The organism is Acidovorax sp. Leaf73, assembly GCF_916855635.1.
Classification (GTDB): domain Bacteria; phylum Pseudomonadota; class Gammaproteobacteria; order Burkholderiales; family Burkholderiaceae_C; genus Acidovorax; species Acidovorax facilis.
The window spans coordinates 601146-619312 of sequence record NZ_CAKASI010000001.1 but is presented as its reverse complement, the minus strand read 5'-3'; the positions used below and the strand labels follow the sequence as shown (position 1 = coordinate 619312).

Below are 18167 nucleotides of genomic sequence, written 5' to 3'. Positions count from 1 at the left end.
AAACAACCGATAACCATTAAGCGCTAGGGCCAATTTCAATCAAAATCTACTGCCCCACATCCACCTCAGTCACGCAGCTGCTGTAGCGCCACTGCACACGCAGCGCCATCGACTCCCCCTGCGCCAGCGTGCGCAGGCCGGGCTGCCCGGGCTGATGGAAGGCGTCGATGGTTTGTGTGATGGGCTCAAAGCAGAATGCTGGGCCCTGTGGCGGTCGGTAGATCAGGCAGTAGTGCTGGTCGGTACCGCCGTCTTGCGCAAAGTCCGGCATCTGGGCGGTCAAGCGCAGGCCCCGCTCGGGCCAGTCGATCTGGGCCGTGCCGCCCCAGCCGGTGTAGGCGTTGTCGATCAGGCCGCCATTGGCGGGAGCGCCGGTGTTCAAGTCCCAGCCGGGCGGGAAGTGCTGCGTGTGCTCTGTGGGCAAGGGGTCGTCGCCGCAAAGCCACAAGCCCTGCACCGGCGCCGTGATGCGCGTGCCGGGCGTGCGCGGAAACCAGGGGTGCAGGCCGAGGCCGTAGGGCAGCGGCTGCGCGCCCAGGTGCCGCACTTGCACCGACTGGTCCAGGCCGCCGTCCACCAGGCGGAAGGTCTGTACACATTCGTACTCGTAGGGGTTGTCGTCAAAGCGCTCGGAGCGAAGTTGCATCTGCAGCGTGTCGGGTGCGGGCTGGGTAAGTTGCCAGGGCTGCAGCCAGCCATCGCCGTGAATAGGGTACGACTCGCCCCCGCGGTTGGGACGCATGGGGTGGAACTGGCCAGCGTGCTCAAACCCGCCGCCGCTGATGCGGTTGGACCAGGGCACCATGGCAAACGACGCGAGCTGGTACAGGTCGGGCGTGGCGCCGTCCCACGGGCGCCACAGGTCGATGCGTGCGCCAGCCTCTTGCGGGTCGTCGATCTGCCAGGCCGCCACGCTGCCGCCCAGTGTGGGCACCAGGCCCAGGTGCTGCCCCGCGTGGTGCAGCCAGACGATGGGGTGGGAGGATGCGGCCTCGGTCATGGGCGGTGTGCTTTCTTTGGGGTGTTGACAGGGATTGCGGGTTGGCAGAGCGCGCGGGGCTGCGTTCGGTGCTTGGAGCGGATAACAAAACCCAGCGAAGCGGTTCTGGCCAGGCGCCGCATCGCAGGCAGTACGCGTAGTACGACAAGACGCGGCAACGACGCCAGGAGGGTTTTGTGAGCCGCTCTCAGCCGCCAAATGGATGGGCGGGCAGGCCCAGGCTGTCGGTGTCCACCGCAAACAGCGCCCCGGCCAGCGGCTCGGCCGCCAGTTGCTCGGGCGTGAGGCCTACCCGCGCGGAGCTGATGAACAGTGTGCGCAGGTCTGCGCCGCCAAACGCGCAAGTGGTGACCTGGCTGACTGGCAAGCGCACGCGGCCCAGTTCGGCGGCGGTGACCGGGTCGTGGCAGGTCACGCACCAGCCGCCCCAGTGCGCAATCCACAGGCGGCCCTGCGCGTCGGTGGTCATGCCATCGGGCAGGCCGTCTTCGGGTAGCCAATGCTTCCACAACGTTCTGTTGGACACGGTGCCTGCGGCCAGATTGCTGTCGTAGCGGTAGGTGTTGCCTTCGATGGTGGCGTTGAAAAACATGGCCGCGCCCTGCCCCGTGCCAGACCAGGTGGGGCCGTTGGTCACGGCAAAGCCGTCGTCGTGGCGGGTGCAACTGCCGTCGGGGTCATAGCGGTAGAGCGCGCCCGTGGGCGCCTCGCACGCAAAGTCCATGGAGCCCGCCCAGAAGCGCCCTTGTGCATCGCACTTGCCGTCATTGAAGCGGTTGCCCGCGCGGTCGGGTTCGGGCTGGTGCAGGTAGCGCGGGGCCATGTCGGTGGCCGGGTCGAACAGCGCAAAACCCCGGCGCAGTGTGACGATGAAGCCGGGGGCATGCGCGCGTTCGGCGATGGCGGAGATCTCTTCGTCAAACGCCCAGCGCTGGTGGGCGCCGGTGGCCGGGTCCCAGCGGTGCAGCTCGCGACCAAGGATGTCCACCCAGTACACGGCCTGCTCGCGCACCGACCACAACACGCCTTCGCCCAGCGCGTTGCCCAGTGCGATCACGCAGCGCACGGCGCCGGTGATGGGCGCGGAACAGGCAGCGCCCTCGGGCGGAGAGAAGGGGGTATCCAGCAAGGGGCGCATGCGTGTCTCCGGTCTTTTTTTGTATCGGCCTGCCGCCAGGCACTTGACGAGCGGCATCTTATCAACGCCAATTGATGCTTGAAATGAAATTTTTTTCAATTGATTGATTGCAATATTTATATGTCAAAGGTTTTTACCCCCTCCTCTTCCTCGACCGATGCCACCGGCGCCCCCCAGGGCCTGGCGAAGTTCCCCAGCCTGCAAGGCCGTGCCGTGTTTGTGACGGGCGGCGGCAGCGGCATTGGCGCGGCCATCGTGGCGGCGTTTGCCGAGCAAGGTGCCCGCGTGGCGTTTGTGGACGTGGCGCGCAACGCGAGCGAAGCCCTCGCCCAGCACATTGCCGACGCAGGCCTGCCCCGCCCCTGGTGGCGTGTGTGTGATGTGCGCGATGTGAACGCCCTGCAGGCCTGCGTGGCCGAAGCGGCGGCCGAGCTGGGCAGCGACTTTGCGGTGCTGGTGAACAACGTGGCCAGCGATGACCGGCACACGCTCGAATCCGTAACGCCCGAGTACTACGACGAGCGCATGGCCATCAACGAGCGCCCCGCCTTCTTCGCCATCCAGGCCGTGGTGCCTGGCATGCGCAGGCTGGGCGCGGGCTCGGTCATCAACCTGGGCTCCACCGGTTGGCAGGGCAAGGGCACGGGCTACCCCTGCTATGCCATTGCCAAGTCGTCGGTGAACGGCCTCACGCGCGGGCTCGCCAAGACGCTGGGGCAGGACCGGATCCGCATCAACACGGTGTCGCCCGGCTGGGTGATGACGGAGCGGCAGATCAAGCTGTGGCTGGACGCCGAGGGCGAGAAGGAGCTGGCGCGCAACCAGTGTTTGCCGGACAAGCTGCGGCCGCATGACATTGCGCGGATGGTGTTGTTTTTGGCGTCGGACGATGCGGCGATGTGTACGGCGCAGGAGTTCAAGGTGGATGCGGGATGGGTTTGATTTTTTGAAGTTTTTTGGGCTCTGGCGCTTATCCATCAAGCGCTGGCAGCTATTGTTTTGTAGTTTTTGAGTTTGGGCGCTGGTCTGGCGGTGTGCTCGGGTTGAGGGCGGAGGCCGGGAGTCGCCCGGCGTGCGAGTAACTTTCTTTCGCTTGCTCGACAAGAAAGTCACCAAAGAAAGGGCGACCCTACTGTCTGCGACCCCTGCGCTTCGCTACGGGGCAACCTGGGGTGCTCGGTCACGGGGTGCACCGCAGAACTCGCTGCGCGCCTGCGGCGCTCCGCTCGAACAACTGCGGTGAGTCAGTTCACGAAGCGCGTGTGTCCTTCGGCACCCGCGCCACCCCGCGCCCTGCGCGCCCCAGGCGCATACAGAAGGGAACCCGGGGAGCGGACATCCACACGGGCCATCGCTTCGCTCGGCTCCATCTCGCGGGCGCGAGCGCCACGCGCTGCGCAGCCTGGGCCGAGCGCAGCAATGGCCCGTGTGGATGTTTGGCTGTCCAACCCCCTGCTGGCTGCGCCTGCGGCGGGGCGGTTGCGGGGTGAGCATGGGCGTCGCAGCGCCCATGCCTCGTTAACTGACTCGCCGTGGTTGTCCGAGCGGCGCGCGCCAGCGCAAAGCGAGTTCCACGGCGCACCCCGCAACCGCCCCGCCGCAGGTTGCCCCGTAGCGCAGCGCAGGGGTCGCAGACTGGGGGTCGCCTTTCTTTTGCTTACTTTTCTTTGGCGAAGCAAAGAAAAGTGAGTCGCCTGCCGGGGCGACAACCCGGCCTCTGCCCTCAACCCCAGCATGCATTCCCAACCAGCACGCCCCAGCTTCGACAAGCTCAGCCCGAACGGATGGAATGGCACCCAGGCTTCGGCAGGCTCAGCCCGAACGAACAGGAGGGCAAAAACTACAAAACAATAGCTACCAGCGCTTACCCAACACGCGCTAGCAGCCAATTTCACCCAAAAAAATCAATCCCCCACCTCCAACCTCCGCCCATACTGCACCAGACTCGTCTGCTTCAACGCCTTCATCATCACCTTCGCCGCCGGCGACAACAGCCGGTCCGAACGCGTGATGATTCCGAACGCATCCATATGGCACGGCATCGCCAGCGGCAACACCGTCACGATCCCATGCGCCGCGTAATAGCGCGCCACATCCTCCGCCACCACCGCAATCATGTCGCTCTGCTGCAGCATGCGCGTGATGAACAACAGGGCCGATGTCTCCACCGTGTGCAGCGGCGGCGCCAGCCCGTCCTGCTGGAACATCAGGTCAAACCGGTGGCGCAACACGCTGCCAGCAGGCGGCACGATCCAGCTGGCCGACACCACATCGCGCAGCGTCAACCCGGTCATGCTCGACAGCGGGTGGCCCGGGCGCGTTATGGCGCAGACCAGCTCCTCCGTCAGCGACTCGTAGCGCAGGTTCTCCTTGTCGTGTTCCTCGTAGAGGCGGCCCACCACGATGTCGAGCTTGCCCTGCTCCAGCCGCTCCAGCAGCACGGGGCTGGTTTCGATGTCCAGCGAAATGCGCAGGCTGGGGTGCTCCTGCTTGACCTGTGCCACGGCTGCGGGCAACAGGCTCAGGCCCGGTGAGGTGATGGCGCCAATGCCCACCTGGCCGTAGTGCCCGCGCTTGAGCGCGCCGATCTCGTCGTGCGCCTGGTTCAGGTTGGCCAACGCCATGCGCGCGTGGCGGATCATCGTTTCGCCGTACCAGGTGGGTCGCATGCCACGCGGCAGGCGGTCAAACAGCGACACCTCCAGCACGTCCTCCAGATCCTTGAGCAGCTTGGAGGCGGCCGGCTGGGTCATGCTGAGCACCTGGGCGGCGCGGTGGATGTTGCCCTCTTCGGCCAGGGCCACCAGCAGCAGCAGTTGGCGCGTCTTGAGGCGGGCGCGGATGAACCAGTGGTTGTAGGTGCTCATGAATGGGAGGACGGAAAAAGGGAGGGGTTTTCCAGAATGCAAAGAACGATATGTATTTTGTCTAAAAAACGATTGGATTGATATCTAAACCTTCCATAGACTTCGCCGCAACTGCAACAAAGGCCTCTCTCCATGAAGCTCGGCGACCTCCAGCTCAGCCCCCGGCACCTGATCAACGGCCGGTGGGAAATCGGCACCACCACCGGCGTCAGCACCAATCCGTCGGACACCCGCGAGGTGGTGGCCGAGTACGCCCGCGCCGACCGCAACCAGACCGAGCTGGCCGTGCGCGCGGCGGCCGACGCCCTGCCCACCTGGAGCCAGAGCACCCCCCAACGCCGCGCCGACGTGCTGGACATGATTGGCAGCGAGCTGCTGGCACGCAAGGACGAGCTGGGCGCACTGCTGGCCCGCGAAGAAGGCAAGACCCTGCCCGAAGGCATCGCCGAAGTGGCGCGCGGCGGGCAGATCTTCAAGTTTTTTGCGGGCGAGGCGCTGCGCATCCAGGGCGAACTGCTGACCTCTGTACGCCAGGGCGTGCAGGTGGACGTAACCCGCGAGCCCGTGGGCGTGGTGGGCATCATTGCGCCGTGGAACTTCCCCTTCGCCATCCCGGCCTGGAAGATCGCCCCGGCCCTGGCCTACGGCAACACCGTGGTGTTCAAGCCCGCCGAGCTGGTGCCCGCCTGTGGCTGGGCGCTGGCCGAAATCATCAGCCGCAGCGGCCTGCCCGCCGGTGCCTTCAACCTCGTCATGGGCAGCGGCCGCGAGGTGGGCCAGACGCTGGTGGACCACCCGTTGGTCAACGCGCTGAGCTTTACCGGGTCGGTGGCCACGGGCGACCGCATCCTGCGCGCGGCCTCAGCACGGCGCGCCAAGGTGCAGCTGGAGATGGGCGGCAAGAACCCGCTCATCGTGCTGGCCGACGCCGACCTGGACCAGGCGGTGGACTGCGCGCTGCAGGGCTCGTATTTCTCCACCGGTCAACGCTGCACCGCATCGAGCCGCCTCATTGTCGAGGCCGAGGTGCACGACGCCTTTGTGGCGCGCCTGCGCAACCGGTTGGCCAGCCTGAAGGTGGGCCACGCGCTGGAGCGTGGCACCGAGATGGGCCCGGTGGTGGACGACAACCAGCTGGCACAGAACCTGGGCTACATCGACATTGCGAAGAGCGAGGGAGCGGAGCACGTCTGGGGTGGCGAGCGCCTGGAGCGCCCCACCCCAGGCCATTACATGAGCCCCGCCCTCTTCCTGGCCCGCCCCGAGCACCGCGTGGCGCGCGAGGAAATTTTTGGCCCCGTGGCCTGCGTGCTGCGGGCTGACGACTACGAGCACGCACTGGCCTTGGCCAACGACACGCCCTTTGGCCTGTGTGCGGGCATCTGCACCACGTCGCTCAAGCGCGCCATGCACTTCAAGCGCCACGCTGCCGTGGGCATGACCATGGTGAACCTGCCCACGGCGGGTGTGGACTTCCATGTGCCTTTTGGCGGCCGCAAGGAATCGAGCTACGGCGCCCGTGAGCAGGGGCGCTACGCCGCTGAGTTCTACACCACGGTCAAGACGGGCTACATGCTGGCTTGAGCCCTGCCCTTTTCGAGCGTTCCTTCTTTCCATCCCGCAACCATCGTCAACCAACCATTACAGACAGGAGACAAGATGATGAAAATGAACCGCCGCACCGTTGCTGCCGCCTTGGCCAGCGTGCCCGTGGCCGCCTTGCTGCCCGGCACTGCCTGGGCGCAAAAGCCCCTCGTGCTGGGCTTCAGCCAGGTGGGGGCCGAGAGCGAATGGCGCACCGCCAATACTGAGTCGATCAAGTCCGCCGCCAAGGAGGCCGGCATCGAGTTGAAGTTCTCGGACGCGCAGCAGAAGCAGGAGAACCAGATCAAGGCCATCCGCTCGTTCATCGCGCAGAAGGTGGACGTGATTGCGTTCTCGCCCGTGGTGGAGTCGGGCTGGGAGCCCGTGCTGCGCGAGGCCAAGGCCGCCAAGATCCCCGTGGTGCTGACCGACCGCGCAGTGAACACCAAGGACACGTCGCTCTACGTGACCTTCATGGGCTCGGACTTTGTGGAAGAAGGCCGCAAGGCCGGCCGCTGGCTGGTGGAGAAGATGAAGGACCAGAAGGGCGAGGTCAACATCGTCGAGCTGCAAGGCACCGTGGGCTCGGCCCCTGCCATCGACCGCAAGAAGGGCTTTGAAGAAGTCATCAAGGCCGACCCCAAGTTCAAGATCATCCGCAGCCAGACCGGCGACTTCACCCGCGCCAAGGGCAAGGAAGTGATGGAGGCCTTCCTGAAGGCCGAGGGCAAGAAGATCAATGTGCTGTACGCGCACAACGACGACATGGCGATTGGCGCCATCCAGGCCATCGAAGAGGCCGGCATGAAGCCCGCCAAGGACATCGTGATCATCTCCATCGACGCGGTGAAGGGTGCCTTCGAAGCCATGATCGCCGGCAAGCTCAACGTGAGCGTGGAATGCAGCCCCCTGCTGGGCCCGCAGCTCATGGCCGCAGTCAAAGACATCAAGGCTGGCAAAGCGGTACCCAAGCGCATCGTGACGGAAGAAGGGATCTTCCCGATGGAAGTGGCGGCCAAGGAATTCCCGAACAGGAAGTATTGATCCATTGCCCCCTGAGCCGCCTGCGGCGTCTTCCCCCAAGGGGGACGCCACCAGCGCGGCGGGGCGGCTCTTGGGCGGTGGCACTGGTACTAGATCGCGCCAGTTTCATACGGCCTCCAAGCTACCTAAATTTAGAACAACACCAGGAGACAGACTCAAATGAAGCGTGCAATTTTCAAGGCCGTGTTGGCCACCGTGGCCTTGGCTGCCATGGGCGCCACGTCCGTGGCATCGGCCCAGGACAAGGGCACCATCGGCATCTCGATGCCCACCAAGTCCTCGGCGCGCTGGATTGCCGACGGCGACAACATGGTCAAGGTCCTCAAGGACCGGGGCTACAAGACCGACCTGCAGTACGCCGAAGACGACATCCCCAACCAGTTGGCGCAGATCGAGAACATGATCACCAAGGGCGCCAAGGTGCTGGTGATCGCGTCGATTGACGGCACCACGCTGTCGCGCGTGCTGCAAAGTGCGGCCGACAAGGGCGTGAAGGTCATTGCGTACGACCGCCTCATCAAGGGATCGAAGAACGTGGACTACTACGCCACGTTCGACAACTTCCAGGTGGGCGTGCTGCAGGCCACGTCCATCGTGGACAAGCTGGGCCTCAAGCAAGGCAAGGGCCCGTTCAACATTGAACTGTTCGGCGGCTCGCCCGACGACAACAACGCCTTCTTCTTCTACGACGGCGCCATGAGCGTGCTGCAGCCCTACATCGACAGCGGCAAGCTGGTGGTGCGCAGCAAGCAGACCGGCATGAATAAGGTGGGCACGCTGCGCTGGGATGGCTCGGTGGCCCAGGCGCGCATGGACAACCTGCTGTCGGCCTACTACGGCAAGGACAAGGTGCATGCCGTGCTGTCGCCCTATGACGGCATCTCCATCGGCATCCTGTCCTCCCTCAAGGGCGTGGGCTACTGCACCGCCCAGCAGCCCTGCCCTGTGGTCAGCGGCCAGGACGCTGAGGTGCCTTCCATCAAGTCCATCCTGAAGGGCGAACAGTCTTCCACCGTGTTCAAGGACACCCGCGAGCTGGCCAAGGTCGCCGCCAACATGGTGGACGCCGTGCTGACGGGCAAGCAGCCCGAGATCAACGACACCAAGACCTACAACAACGGCGTGAAGGTGGTGCCCTCGTACCTGCTCAAGCCCGTGTCGGTGGACGTATCCAACTGGAACACGGTGTTGGTGGGCAGTGGCTACTACAAGGAGTCCCAAATCAAGTGAGCGCGAGCGGCTTCTGCATGTAGAGCCGCCGCCTGCGAATGCTGCTGGGGCAGCGCAGGCGGCGTGCAACCGGGATGGGGCCCAAGGCCCCGCCAACAGACTGAGAGACCATGCTTCTTGAAATGCGGAACATCCGCAAAACCTTCCCCGGCGTGGTGGCGCTGAACCAGGTCAACCTGCAGGTGCAGGCCGGGGAGATCCATGCCATCGTCGGCGAAAACGGGGCGGGCAAATCCACGCTGATGAAGGTGCTGTCGGGTGTGTACCCACACGGCAGCTACAGCGGCCAGATCCTGTTCGACGGGCAGGAGCGCGAATTTGCGGGCATCCGCGACAGCGAGCACCTGGGCATCATCATCATTCACCAGGAGCTGGCGCTGGTGCCGCTGCTGTCGATTGCCGAGAACATCTTTCTTGGCAACGAAACCGCGCGGCACGGCGTCATCGACTGGATGGCCGCACACAGCCGCGCACAGGCGCTGCTGCACAAGGTGGGCCTGCGCGAGTCGCCAGACACGCCGGTGGGCCAACTGGGCGTGGGCAAACAGCAGCTGGTGGAGATTGCCAAGGCGCTGTCGCGCAAAGTGCGCCTGCTGATCCTGGACGAGCCCACCGCCAGCCTCAACGAGAACGACAGCCAGGCCCTGCTGGACCTGCTGCTGGAGCTGAAAGCCCAGGGCATCACCTGCATCCTGATCTCGCACAAGCTCAACGAGATCTCGCGCGTGGCCGATGCCATCACCGTGCTGCGCGACGGCAGCACCGTGCAGATGCTGGACTGCCGCGAGGGCCCGGTGAGCGAAGACCGCGTGATCCAGGCCATGGTGGGCCGCGAGATGAGCGACCGCTATCCCCAGCGCCAGCCGCAAGTGGGCGACATTGTTTTTGAGGTGCGCAACTGGCGCGCCCACCACCCGCAGCGCAGCGACCGCGAGCACCTCAAAGGCATCGACCTGAACGTGCGGCGCGGCGAGATTGTGGGCATTGCGGGCCTGATGGGCGCAGGCCGCACCGAGCTGGCCATGAGCATCTTCGGCCGCTCGTGGGGCCAGCGCATCAGCGGCGAAGTGCGGCTGCACGGGCAGCCCATCGACGTGAGCACAGTGGAAAAGGCCGTGCGCCACGGCCTGGCCTATGTGACCGAAGACCGCAAGGGCAATGGCCTGGTGCTGAACGAAGACATCCAGTTCAACACCTCGCTGGCCAACCTGCCGGGCGTGTCGTTCGCCAGCGTGATCGACAGCGGTCAGGAACACCGCGTGGCACAGGATTACCGCGAGAAGCTGCGCATCCGCTGCTCGGGCGTGGACCAGAAGACGCTGAACCTCTCGGGCGGCAACCAGCAAAAAGTCGTGCTGAGCAAATGGCTGTTCACCAGCCCCGAAGTGCTCATCCTCGACGAGCCCACGCGCGGCATCGACGTCGGCGCCAAGTACGAGATCTACACCCTCATCGCCCAGCTGGCGGCCGAGGGCAAATGCGTGATCGTGATCTCCTCCGAAATGCCCGAGCTGCTGGGCATCACGGACCGCATCTATGTGATGAACGAAGGCCGCTTTGTGGCCGAGATGCCAACTTCAGATGCCTCGCAAGAAAAGATCATGCGAGCGATTGTGAAAGCCAGTTGATATGAGCCAGACCACCCATCCCCCCGCCAACACGCTGGCCGACGGCCGCACGACAGCAGCGGCGCGGCACGACAAGCCGCTGCTGCAGCACCTGCAGCACAACCTGCGCGAATACGGCATGTTGATCACGCTGGTGGCCATCATGGGCTTCTTCCAGTACATGACCGAGGGCACGCTGATGCAGCCCTTGAACCTGACCAACCTGGTGCTGCAGAACAGCTACATCGTCATCATGGCGCTGGGCATGCTGCTGGTCATCGTGGCCGGGCACATCGACCTGTCGGTGGGCTCGGTGTGTGGCTTCATCGGCGCACTGGCTGCGGTGCTGATGGTCGAATACAACTGGCACTTTGTGCCCGCCACGCTGGTGTGCCTGCTGTGCGGCGGACTCATTGGCGCCATTCAAGGCAGCTTTGTGGCCTTCTCGCGCATTCCGTCGTTCATCGTCACGCTGGCGGGCATGCTGGTGTTCAAGGGCCTGGCGCTGGCGCTGCTGGCGGGTCAGTCGGTGGGGCCGTTCCCTTCGGCATTCCAGATGCTCAGCTCGGGTTTTATCCCCGACCTGTTCAGCGTGGAAGGGCTGCGCATGACCTCGCTGCTGTTGGGTGCGGCCGTGGCTGCGGCCCTGGCCGTGGGCGGACTGCGCCAGCGCGCCAACCGCCTGCGCCATGGCGTGCAGACGGAGCCCGCAGGTTTGTTTATCGCCCGCACCGTGGTGTTTGGTGGGCTGCTGGTGTACTTCAGCTACCTGCTCGCTTCGTACAAGGGCCTGCCCAATGTGCTCATCGTGATGGCGCTGCTGATCGTGCTGTTCGACTTTGTCACCAGCCGCACCACCGTCGGCCGCCGCATCTATGCCATGGGTGGCAACGAGAAGGCGGCCAAGCTCTCGGGCATCAAGACCGAGCGGCTCACGCTGTATGCCTTCATCAACATGGGCGTGCTGGCGGCCCTGGCCGGGCTGGTGTTTGCGGCGCGCCTCAACACCGCCACGCCCAAGGCGGGCCTGGGTTTTGAGCTGGACGTGATTGCGGCCTGCTTCATCGGCGGCGCATCGGCATCGGGCGGCGTGGGCAAGGTGATGGGCGCGGTCATCGGCGCCTTTGTGATGGGCGTGATGAACAACGGCATGTCCATCCTGGGCATCGGCATTGACTACCAGCAGGTCATCAAGGGTGTGGTGCTGCTGGCCGCCGTGCTGGTGGACGTTTACAACAAGAACAAAGCGTGATGCCCCCCATGGACGCGTCCACCGCTCACGCCCCCGCTGCCGCGCCGGTGCTGCAGCTTTCGGGCATCCACAAGCAGTTTGCGGGCATCACCGTGCTGCGCGATGTGCAGCTCAACCTCTACCCCGGCGAGATCCATGCGCTGATGGGGCAAAACGGTGCGGGCAAGTCCACGCTGATCAAGGTGCTGACGGGCGTGCTGGAGGCCAGCGGCGGGCAGATGCGGCTGGGAGAGGAAGCCGTGTGGCCCGACTCGCCCCTGGCCGCGCAGCGCCTGGGCATCAGCACCGTGTACCAGGAGGTCAACCTCTGCCCCAACCTCTCGGTGGCCGAAAACATCTTTGCGGGCCGCTACCCGCGCTGCGGGATTGCGCAGGGCTTTCGCATCGACTGGGCCACGCTGCACCAGCGGGCCCGCGATCTGGTGGCGCGCATCGGCCTGCAGATCGACGTGACGCGCCTGCTGTCGGACTACCCCGTGGCCGTGCAACAGCTGGTGGCGATTGCGCGCGCACTCAGCATCGAATCGCGTGTGCTGATCCTGGACGAGCCCACCTCCAGCCTGGACGACGACGAAGTGCAAAAGCTCTTCGAGGTGCTGCGGCGCCTGCGCAGCGAGGGACTGTCCATCGTCTTTGTGACGCATTTCCTGAACCAGGTGTATGCCGTGTCCGACCGCATCACCGTGCTGCGCAACGGCAGCTGGGTGGGCGAGTGGAGCGCGCAAGACCTGGGTCCGCAGGCTTTGATCGCAGCCATGCTGGGGCGCGACCTGGCCGCCGTATCGACCGAGCCAGCGGTGTCGCCCGTGTTCGACACCAGCCAGACCACGCTGCTGCAAACCGAAGGCCTGGGGCAAGACACGCAACTGCAGCCACTGGACCTGCAGATCCGTGCGGGCGAGGTGGTGGGCCTGGCGGGACTGCTGGGCTCGGGCCGCACCGAGCTGGCGCGCCTGCTGTTTGGCCTGGAGCAGCCCGACCGGGGCGCGCTGCGCATCGACGGGCAGGTGGTGAAGTTTGCCAACCCCATGGATGCGATCCGCCATGGCCTCGCCCTGTGCCCTGAAGAGCGCAAGACCGACGGCATCGTGGCCGAACTGTCGGTGCGCGAGAACATTGCGCTGGCACTGCAGGCCCGAATGGGTGTGAGCAAGTTCCTCTCGCGTGCCGAGCAGACTGCGCTGGCCGAACGCTATGTGAAGCTGCTGGGCATCAAGACCGAGACGGTGGACAAGCCCATCGGCCTGCTCTCGGGTGGCAACCAGCAAAAGGCGATCCTTGCGCGCTGGATGGCCATCGAGCCGCGCCTGCTGATCCTGGACGAACCCACGCGCGGCATCGACGTGGCCGCCAAGCAGGAAATCATGGACCAGATCCTGCGCCTGGCCCAGGCGGGCATGGCCGTGCTGTTCATCTCTTCCGAAATGAGCGAGGTGGTGCGCGTGGCGCACCGCATCGTGGTGCTCCGCGACCGCCACAAGGTGGGCGAGCTGCCCGCTGGCAGCAGCGAAGACGCCGTTTACGACCTGATTGCTGCCGAACATGCTTGAACGTTCCCCTTCCCTTCTGGCGGCGTTGCTGCGACACCGCCTGGCCTGGCCGCTGATCACGCTGGCGCTGCTACTTATCGTGAACACGGTGTTCAACAGCAGCTTTCTGCACATCGAATGGCGCGACGGCCACCTGTACGGCAGCCTCATTGACATCCTGAACCGCGCCGCGCCCCTGGTGCTCGTGTCGCTGGGCATGACGCTGGTGATTGCCACACGCGGCATCGATATTTCGGTGGGCGCCGTGGTCGCGATTGCCGCGGCGGTGGCCGCGTGGCTGATTGGCGGCTCGGTGTCGGGCACTGAAAGCCGGTTCCCACTCCCAATCGCCATCCTGGGCGCCATCGGCATCGCACTGCTGTGCGGGCTGTGGAATGGCGTGCTGGTCGCCAAGGTGGGCATGCAGCCCATCATCGCCACGCTGATCCTTATGGTGGCGGGCCGGGGCATTGCCCAGCTCATCACCGACGGGCAGATCATCACCATCTACTACACGCCCTACTTCTTCATGGGCGGTGGGTACCTAGCAGGGCTGCCGTTCTCTGTGTTCGTAGTGGCCGCAGTCTTCGTGGTGCTGTACCTCGCCATCACGCGCACGGCGCTGGGCCTGTTCATCCAGGCAGTGGGCATCAACCCCACGGCGGCGCGGGTAGCGGGTGTGCAGGCGGGGCGGCTTATTGTGGCGGCCTATGTGTTCTGCGGAGTGTGCGCGGGCATTGCGGGGCTGCTGATCAGCTCCAACGTGAAGAGTGCGGATGGCAACAACGCGGGGCAGTTGCTGGAGCTGGACGCCATCCTGGCCGTCACGCTGGGCGGCACCGCGCTCACCGGTGGCCGCTTCAGCCTGGTGGGCAGCGTGATTGGTGCGCTCATCATCCAGACGCTGACCTACGCCATCTACTCGCTGGGCGTGCCGCCCGAGATCAACCTGGTGGTGAAGGCCGTGGTGGTGTTCATCGTGATGCTGCTGCAGTCGCCCGAGTTCCGGGCGCAAGTGGGCGCCCTGGCACGCCGCCCCGGCGCGGGAGCTTTGCCATGAGCGCCGTACCCAAGACCGCAGGCTTCGGCACCGTGAACCACCCTGCCCCACAGGCCACCGCCGAGCGCGCGCGGTTCAACCCCAAGTACCTGCCGCTGGCAGCCACCATCTCGCTGTTCGTGGCCATGGCCACGCTGGGCTCGGTGCTGTACACCGGGTTCTTCTCGGCCCAGGTGTTCCTCAACCTGCTGATCGACAACGCCTTCCTCATCATCGTGGCGGTGGGCATGACGTTCGTGATCCTGTCGGGCGGCATCGACCTCTCGGTGGGATCGGTGGTGGCGCTGACCACCATGGTGCTGGCCGCGCTGGTGGAACACCGGGGCTGGAACCCGATGGTCGCCATCCCGCTGGTGCTGCTGATGGGCACAGCATTTGGCGCGTTCATGGGTTTCCTCATCGAGCGCTTTCGGCTTCAGCCCTTCATCGTCACGCTGGCGGGCATGTTCCTGGCGCGCGGGCTGTGCTACCTCATCAGCATCGACTCCATCAGCATCACACACGAAGGCTATTCGGAGCTGGCGCAATGGCGACTGCCGCTGTGGGAAGGCGCATCCCTTTCGCTGGGGGCGCTCATCGCCATCGCCGTGCTGCTGGTGGCCCTGTTCGTGGCGCACTGCACGCCGTTTGGCCGCAGCGTGTATGCGGTGGGCGGCAGCGAGCACTCGGCTGTGCTCATGGGCCTGCCGGTGCGCCGCACGCTCATTGGCGTCTACACGCTCTCGGGCTTTTGCTCAGCGCTGGCGGGCGTGGTGTTCACGTTCTACATGCTGTCGGGCTATGGCCTGCACGCCGTGGGCATGGAGCTGGACGCGATTGCCGCCGTGGTCATTGGCGGCACGCTGCTCACGGGTGGCGTGGGCTATGTGGCGGGCACGCTGTTTGGCGTGCTCATGCTCGGAATCATCCAGACCCTGATTTCCTTCGACGGCACGCTCAGCTCCTGGTGGACACGCATCGTCGTTGGTGTGCTGCTGTTCGCTTTCTGTCTGCTGCAGCGGCTGCTTTCGCGCCGCTCGGGCAAGGCCCGTTGACTCTTCATTTCTCCTCTTTCTCTCGCACCCCACCATGACCACCCCCAAGCGCAAACTCCGCTCCGCCGAATGGTTCGGCACGGCCGACAAGAACGGCTTCATGTACCGCAGCTGGATGAAGAACCAGGGCATCCCCGACCACGCGTTCGACGGCCGCCCCGTGATCGGCATCTGCAACACCTGGTCCGAGCTGACGCCATGCAACGCCCACTTTCGCAAGATCGCCGAGCATGTGAAGCGCGGCATCTACGAGGCGGGTGGCTTCCCCGTCGAATTCCCGGTGTTCTCCAACGGCGAATCCAACCTGCGCCCCACGGCCATGCTCACGCGCAACCTGGCCAGCATGGACGTGGAAGAGGCCATTCGCGGCAACCCCATCGACGCGGTCGTGCTGCTGGTGGGCTGCGACAAGACCACGCCTGCGCTGCTGATGGGCGCAGCCAGTTGCGACGTGCCGGCCATCGTGGTCACGGGCGGCCCCATGCTCAACGGCAAGCTCGACGGCAAGGACATCGGCTCGGGCACGGCCGTGTGGCGCCTGCACGAGTCACTGAAAGCCGGCGAGATCAACGAGCACCAGTTCTTCGCGGCCGAGGCCGGCATGTCCCGCTCCGCCGGCACCTGCAACACCATGGGCACGGCCAGCACCATGGCCTGCATGGCCGAGTCGCTGGGCACTTCGCTGCCACACAACGCAGCCATCCCGGCGGTGGATGCGCGCCGCTATGTGCTGGCCCATATGTCGGGCAAGCGCATTGTGGAAATGGCACACGAAGGGCTCACGCTCTCCAAGATCCTGACCCGCGAAGCCTTCGAGAACGCCATCCGCACCAACGCCGCCATCGGCGGCTCCACCAATGCGGTCATCCACCTGAAGGCCATCGCGGGCCGCATCGGCGTGCAGCTGGACCTGGAGGACTGGACCCGCATCGGCCGTGGCACGCCCACGCTGGTGGACCTGCAGCCCTCGGGCCGCTTCCTGATGGAAGAGTTCTACTACGCAGGCGGCCTGCCCGCCGTGCTGCGCCGCCTGGGCGAGAACGGCCTGCTGCCGCACCCCAACGCCCTCACCGTCAACGGCAAGAGCCTGTGGGACAACGTGCGCGAAGCCCCGCAATACAACGACGAGGTGATCCGCCCGATCAGCAACCCGCTGATTGCCGACGGTGGCATGTGCATATTGCGCGGCAACCTGGCGCCGCGTGGCGCGGTGCTCAAGCCCTCCGCCGCCTCGCCCGAACTGCTCAAGCACCGGGGCCGCGCCGTGGTGTTCGAGAACCTGGAGCACTACAAGGAACGCATCGTCGATGAAAACCTGGACATCGACGCCAGCTGCGTGATGGTGCTCAAGAACTGCGGCCCCAAGGGCTACCCCGGCATGGCCGAGGTGGGCAACATGGGCCTGCCGCCCAAGCTGCTGCGCCAGGGCGTGAAGGACATGGTGCGCATCTCCGACGCGCGCATGAGCGGCACCGCCTACGGCACCGTGGTGCTGCACGTGGCGCCCGAGGCGGCAGCCGGTGGCCCGCTGGCTGCCGTGCGCGATGGCGACTTCATCGAGCTGGACTGCGAGAGCGGCCGCCTGCACCTGGACATCAGCGACGAGGAACTGGCAGCACGCCTGGCCGCATTGGCTGGCGCGGACAACGGCGGACGCGGCGGCTACCAGCGGCTGTATGTGGACCACGTACTGCAGGCCGACGATGGCTGCGACTTTGACTTCCTCGTCGGCTGCCGGGGGGCTGCTGTACCGCGCCATTCCCACTGATGCCGACGGCCCACCCGCCACGGAGAATGCTACATATTTCATAGCTTTTAGCGATTGATAGATAAGCGCTAGAGCCGTATTTCACTCAAATTTCTACCTTTCCTCCGCATGCCAGCCACTCACACCCTCCAGAACCCCCGCTATCGCGGCATCTTCCCCGTGGTGCCCACCACGTTCCATGAAGACGGCCGCCTCGACCTCGACAGCCAGAAGCGCTGCCTCGACTTCATGATCGACTCCGGTGTGGATGGCGTTTGCATCCTGGCCAACTTCTCCGAGCAGTTCTCGCTATCGGACGCCGAGCGCGAAGTCCTCACCCGCACATCGCTGGAGCATGTGGCGGGCCGCGTTCCGGTCATCGTCACCACCACCCACTACGGCACCCGCGTGTGCGCCGAGCGCAGCCGCGCCGCGCAGGACATGGGTGCGGCCATGGTGATGGTCATGCCGCCTTACCACGGTGCCACCTTCCGCGTGCCCGAGGCGCAGATTTACGAGTTCTATGCCCGTGTGTCGGATGCGATCCGCATCCCGATCATGGTGCAGGACGCGCCCGCCAGCGGCACCGTGCTGTCCGCCCCATTCCTCGCGCGCATGGCGCAGGAGATAGAGAACCTGGCCTACTTCAAGATCGAAGTGCCCGGCGCCGCCAGCAAGCTGCGCGAGCTGATTCGCCTGGGCGGCGATGCCATCGAAGGCCCGTGGGACGGCGAAGAGGCCATCACCCTTCTGGCCGACCTGGATGCGGGCGCCACGGGCGCGATGACGGGCGGCGCGTTCCCCGACGGCATTCGCCCCATCATCGAGGCGCACCGCCAGGGCGACATGGACCAGGCGTTTGCGCTCTACCAGCGCTGGTTGCCCCTCATCAACCACGAAAACCGCCAGGGCGGCATCCTCACGGCCAAGGCACTGATGAAGGAAGGCGGCGTGATCACCTGCGAGGCAGGCCGCCACCCCTTCCCGGCCATGCACCCCGAAGTGCGGCGCGGCCTGATCGACATCGCACGGCGGCTTGACCCGCTCGTTCTGCGCTGGGCACGTTAATCAGGAC

14 protein-coding genes are annotated in these 18167 nt (G+C 65.4%); 11 read left to right on the top strand and 3 right to left on the bottom strand.

The genetic code is table 11. The annotated features are described in order from the left end of the window. Positions 1-46: 46 nt before the first annotated feature. Complete coding sequence (locus tag LPA35_RS02980; protein WP_228894957.1) at positions 47-1000, bottom strand: aldose 1-epimerase; 954 nt, start codon at positions 998-1000, stop codon at positions 47-49. Between the two features lie 187 nt (positions 1001-1187). Then, the gene (locus LPA35_RS02975) at positions 1188-2138 is read right to left on the bottom strand and encodes an SMP-30/gluconolactonase/LRE family protein (protein WP_228894955.1); all 951 of its coding nucleotides are present in this window, start codon (positions 2136-2138) and stop codon (positions 1188-1190) included. Between the two features lie 120 nt (positions 2139-2258). Here LPA35_RS02975 and LPA35_RS02970 point away from each other — a divergent pair, with 120 nt between their 5' ends. Then, positions 2259-3080: an SDR family NAD(P)-dependent oxidoreductase gene (locus LPA35_RS02970; RefSeq protein WP_218299652.1), complete on the top strand. Its 822-nt coding sequence runs from the start codon at positions 2259-2261 to the stop codon at positions 3078-3080. Positions 3081-4042: 962 nt separating this feature from the next. Here LPA35_RS02970 and LPA35_RS02965 read toward each other — a convergent pair. Continuing rightward, entirely contained in the window at positions 4043-5005 is a 963-nt protein-coding gene (locus LPA35_RS02965) for a LysR substrate-binding domain-containing protein (RefSeq protein WP_228894953.1), read from the bottom strand. 132 nt (positions 5006-5137) lie between these two features. Between LPA35_RS02965 and LPA35_RS02960 the strand changes: the two genes are divergently transcribed. The 10 genes from LPA35_RS02960 (at position 5138) to LPA35_RS02915 (ending at position 18160) form a co-directional block, all read left to right on the top strand. Next, positions 5138-6589 carry an aldehyde dehydrogenase family protein gene (locus LPA35_RS02960; RefSeq protein WP_228894951.1) on the top strand — a complete coding sequence of 484 codons (1452 nt, stop codon included), beginning with the start codon at positions 5138-5140 and terminating at the stop codon, positions 6587-6589. A 78-nt stretch (positions 6590-6667) separates the two neighbouring features. Continuing rightward, on the top strand, positions 6668-7633 hold the full coding sequence (locus LPA35_RS02955; protein WP_228894950.1) for an ABC transporter substrate-binding protein: 966 nt from the start codon (positions 6668-6670) through the stop codon (positions 7631-7633). Positions 7634-7792: 159 nt separating this feature from the next. Next, entirely contained in the window at positions 7793-8863 is a 1071-nt protein-coding gene (gene chvE / locus LPA35_RS02950; RefSeq protein WP_142145499.1) for a multiple monosaccharide ABC transporter substrate-binding protein, read from the top strand. Between the two features lie 110 nt (positions 8864-8973). Then, positions 8974-10491, top strand: a complete 1518-nt coding sequence (mmsA, locus tag LPA35_RS02945; protein WP_015013816.1) for a multiple monosaccharide ABC transporter ATP-binding protein — start codon at positions 8974-8976, stop codon at positions 10489-10491. A gap of 1 nt (position 10492) precedes the next feature. Next, positions 10493-11722, top strand: coding sequence for a multiple monosaccharide ABC transporter permease (mmsB, locus tag LPA35_RS02940; RefSeq protein WP_228894949.1), 1230 nt, complete (start codon positions 10493-10495; stop codon positions 11720-11722). Continuing rightward, entirely contained in the window at positions 11722-13272 is a 1551-nt protein-coding gene (locus LPA35_RS02935) for a sugar ABC transporter ATP-binding protein (protein ID WP_228894948.1), read from the top strand. The genes mmsB and LPA35_RS02935 overlap by 1 nt, the downstream gene beginning before the upstream one ends. Then, on the top strand, positions 13265-14311 hold the full coding sequence (locus LPA35_RS02930; protein WP_228894947.1) for an ABC transporter permease: 1047 nt from the start codon (positions 13265-13267) through the stop codon (positions 14309-14311). Before LPA35_RS02935 ends, LPA35_RS02930 begins: the two co-directional genes overlap by 8 nt. Beyond that, entirely contained in the window at positions 14308-15345 is a 1038-nt protein-coding gene (gene yjfF, locus LPA35_RS02925; protein WP_228894946.1) for a galactofuranose ABC transporter, permease protein YjfF, read from the top strand. Before LPA35_RS02930 ends, yjfF begins: the two co-directional genes overlap by 4 nt. A 34-nt stretch (positions 15346-15379) precedes the next feature. Then, the gene (locus LPA35_RS02920) at positions 15380-17113 is read left to right on the top strand and encodes an IlvD/Edd family dehydratase (protein ID WP_228894945.1); all 1734 of its coding nucleotides are present in this window, start codon (positions 15380-15382) and stop codon (positions 17111-17113) included. 108 nt (positions 17114-17221) lie between these two features. Beyond that, the gene (locus tag LPA35_RS02915; RefSeq protein ID WP_228894944.1) at positions 17222-18160 is read left to right on the top strand and encodes a dihydrodipicolinate synthase family protein; all 939 of its coding nucleotides are present in this window, start codon (positions 17222-17224) and stop codon (positions 18158-18160) included. Positions 18161-18167 lie beyond the last annotated feature (7 nt).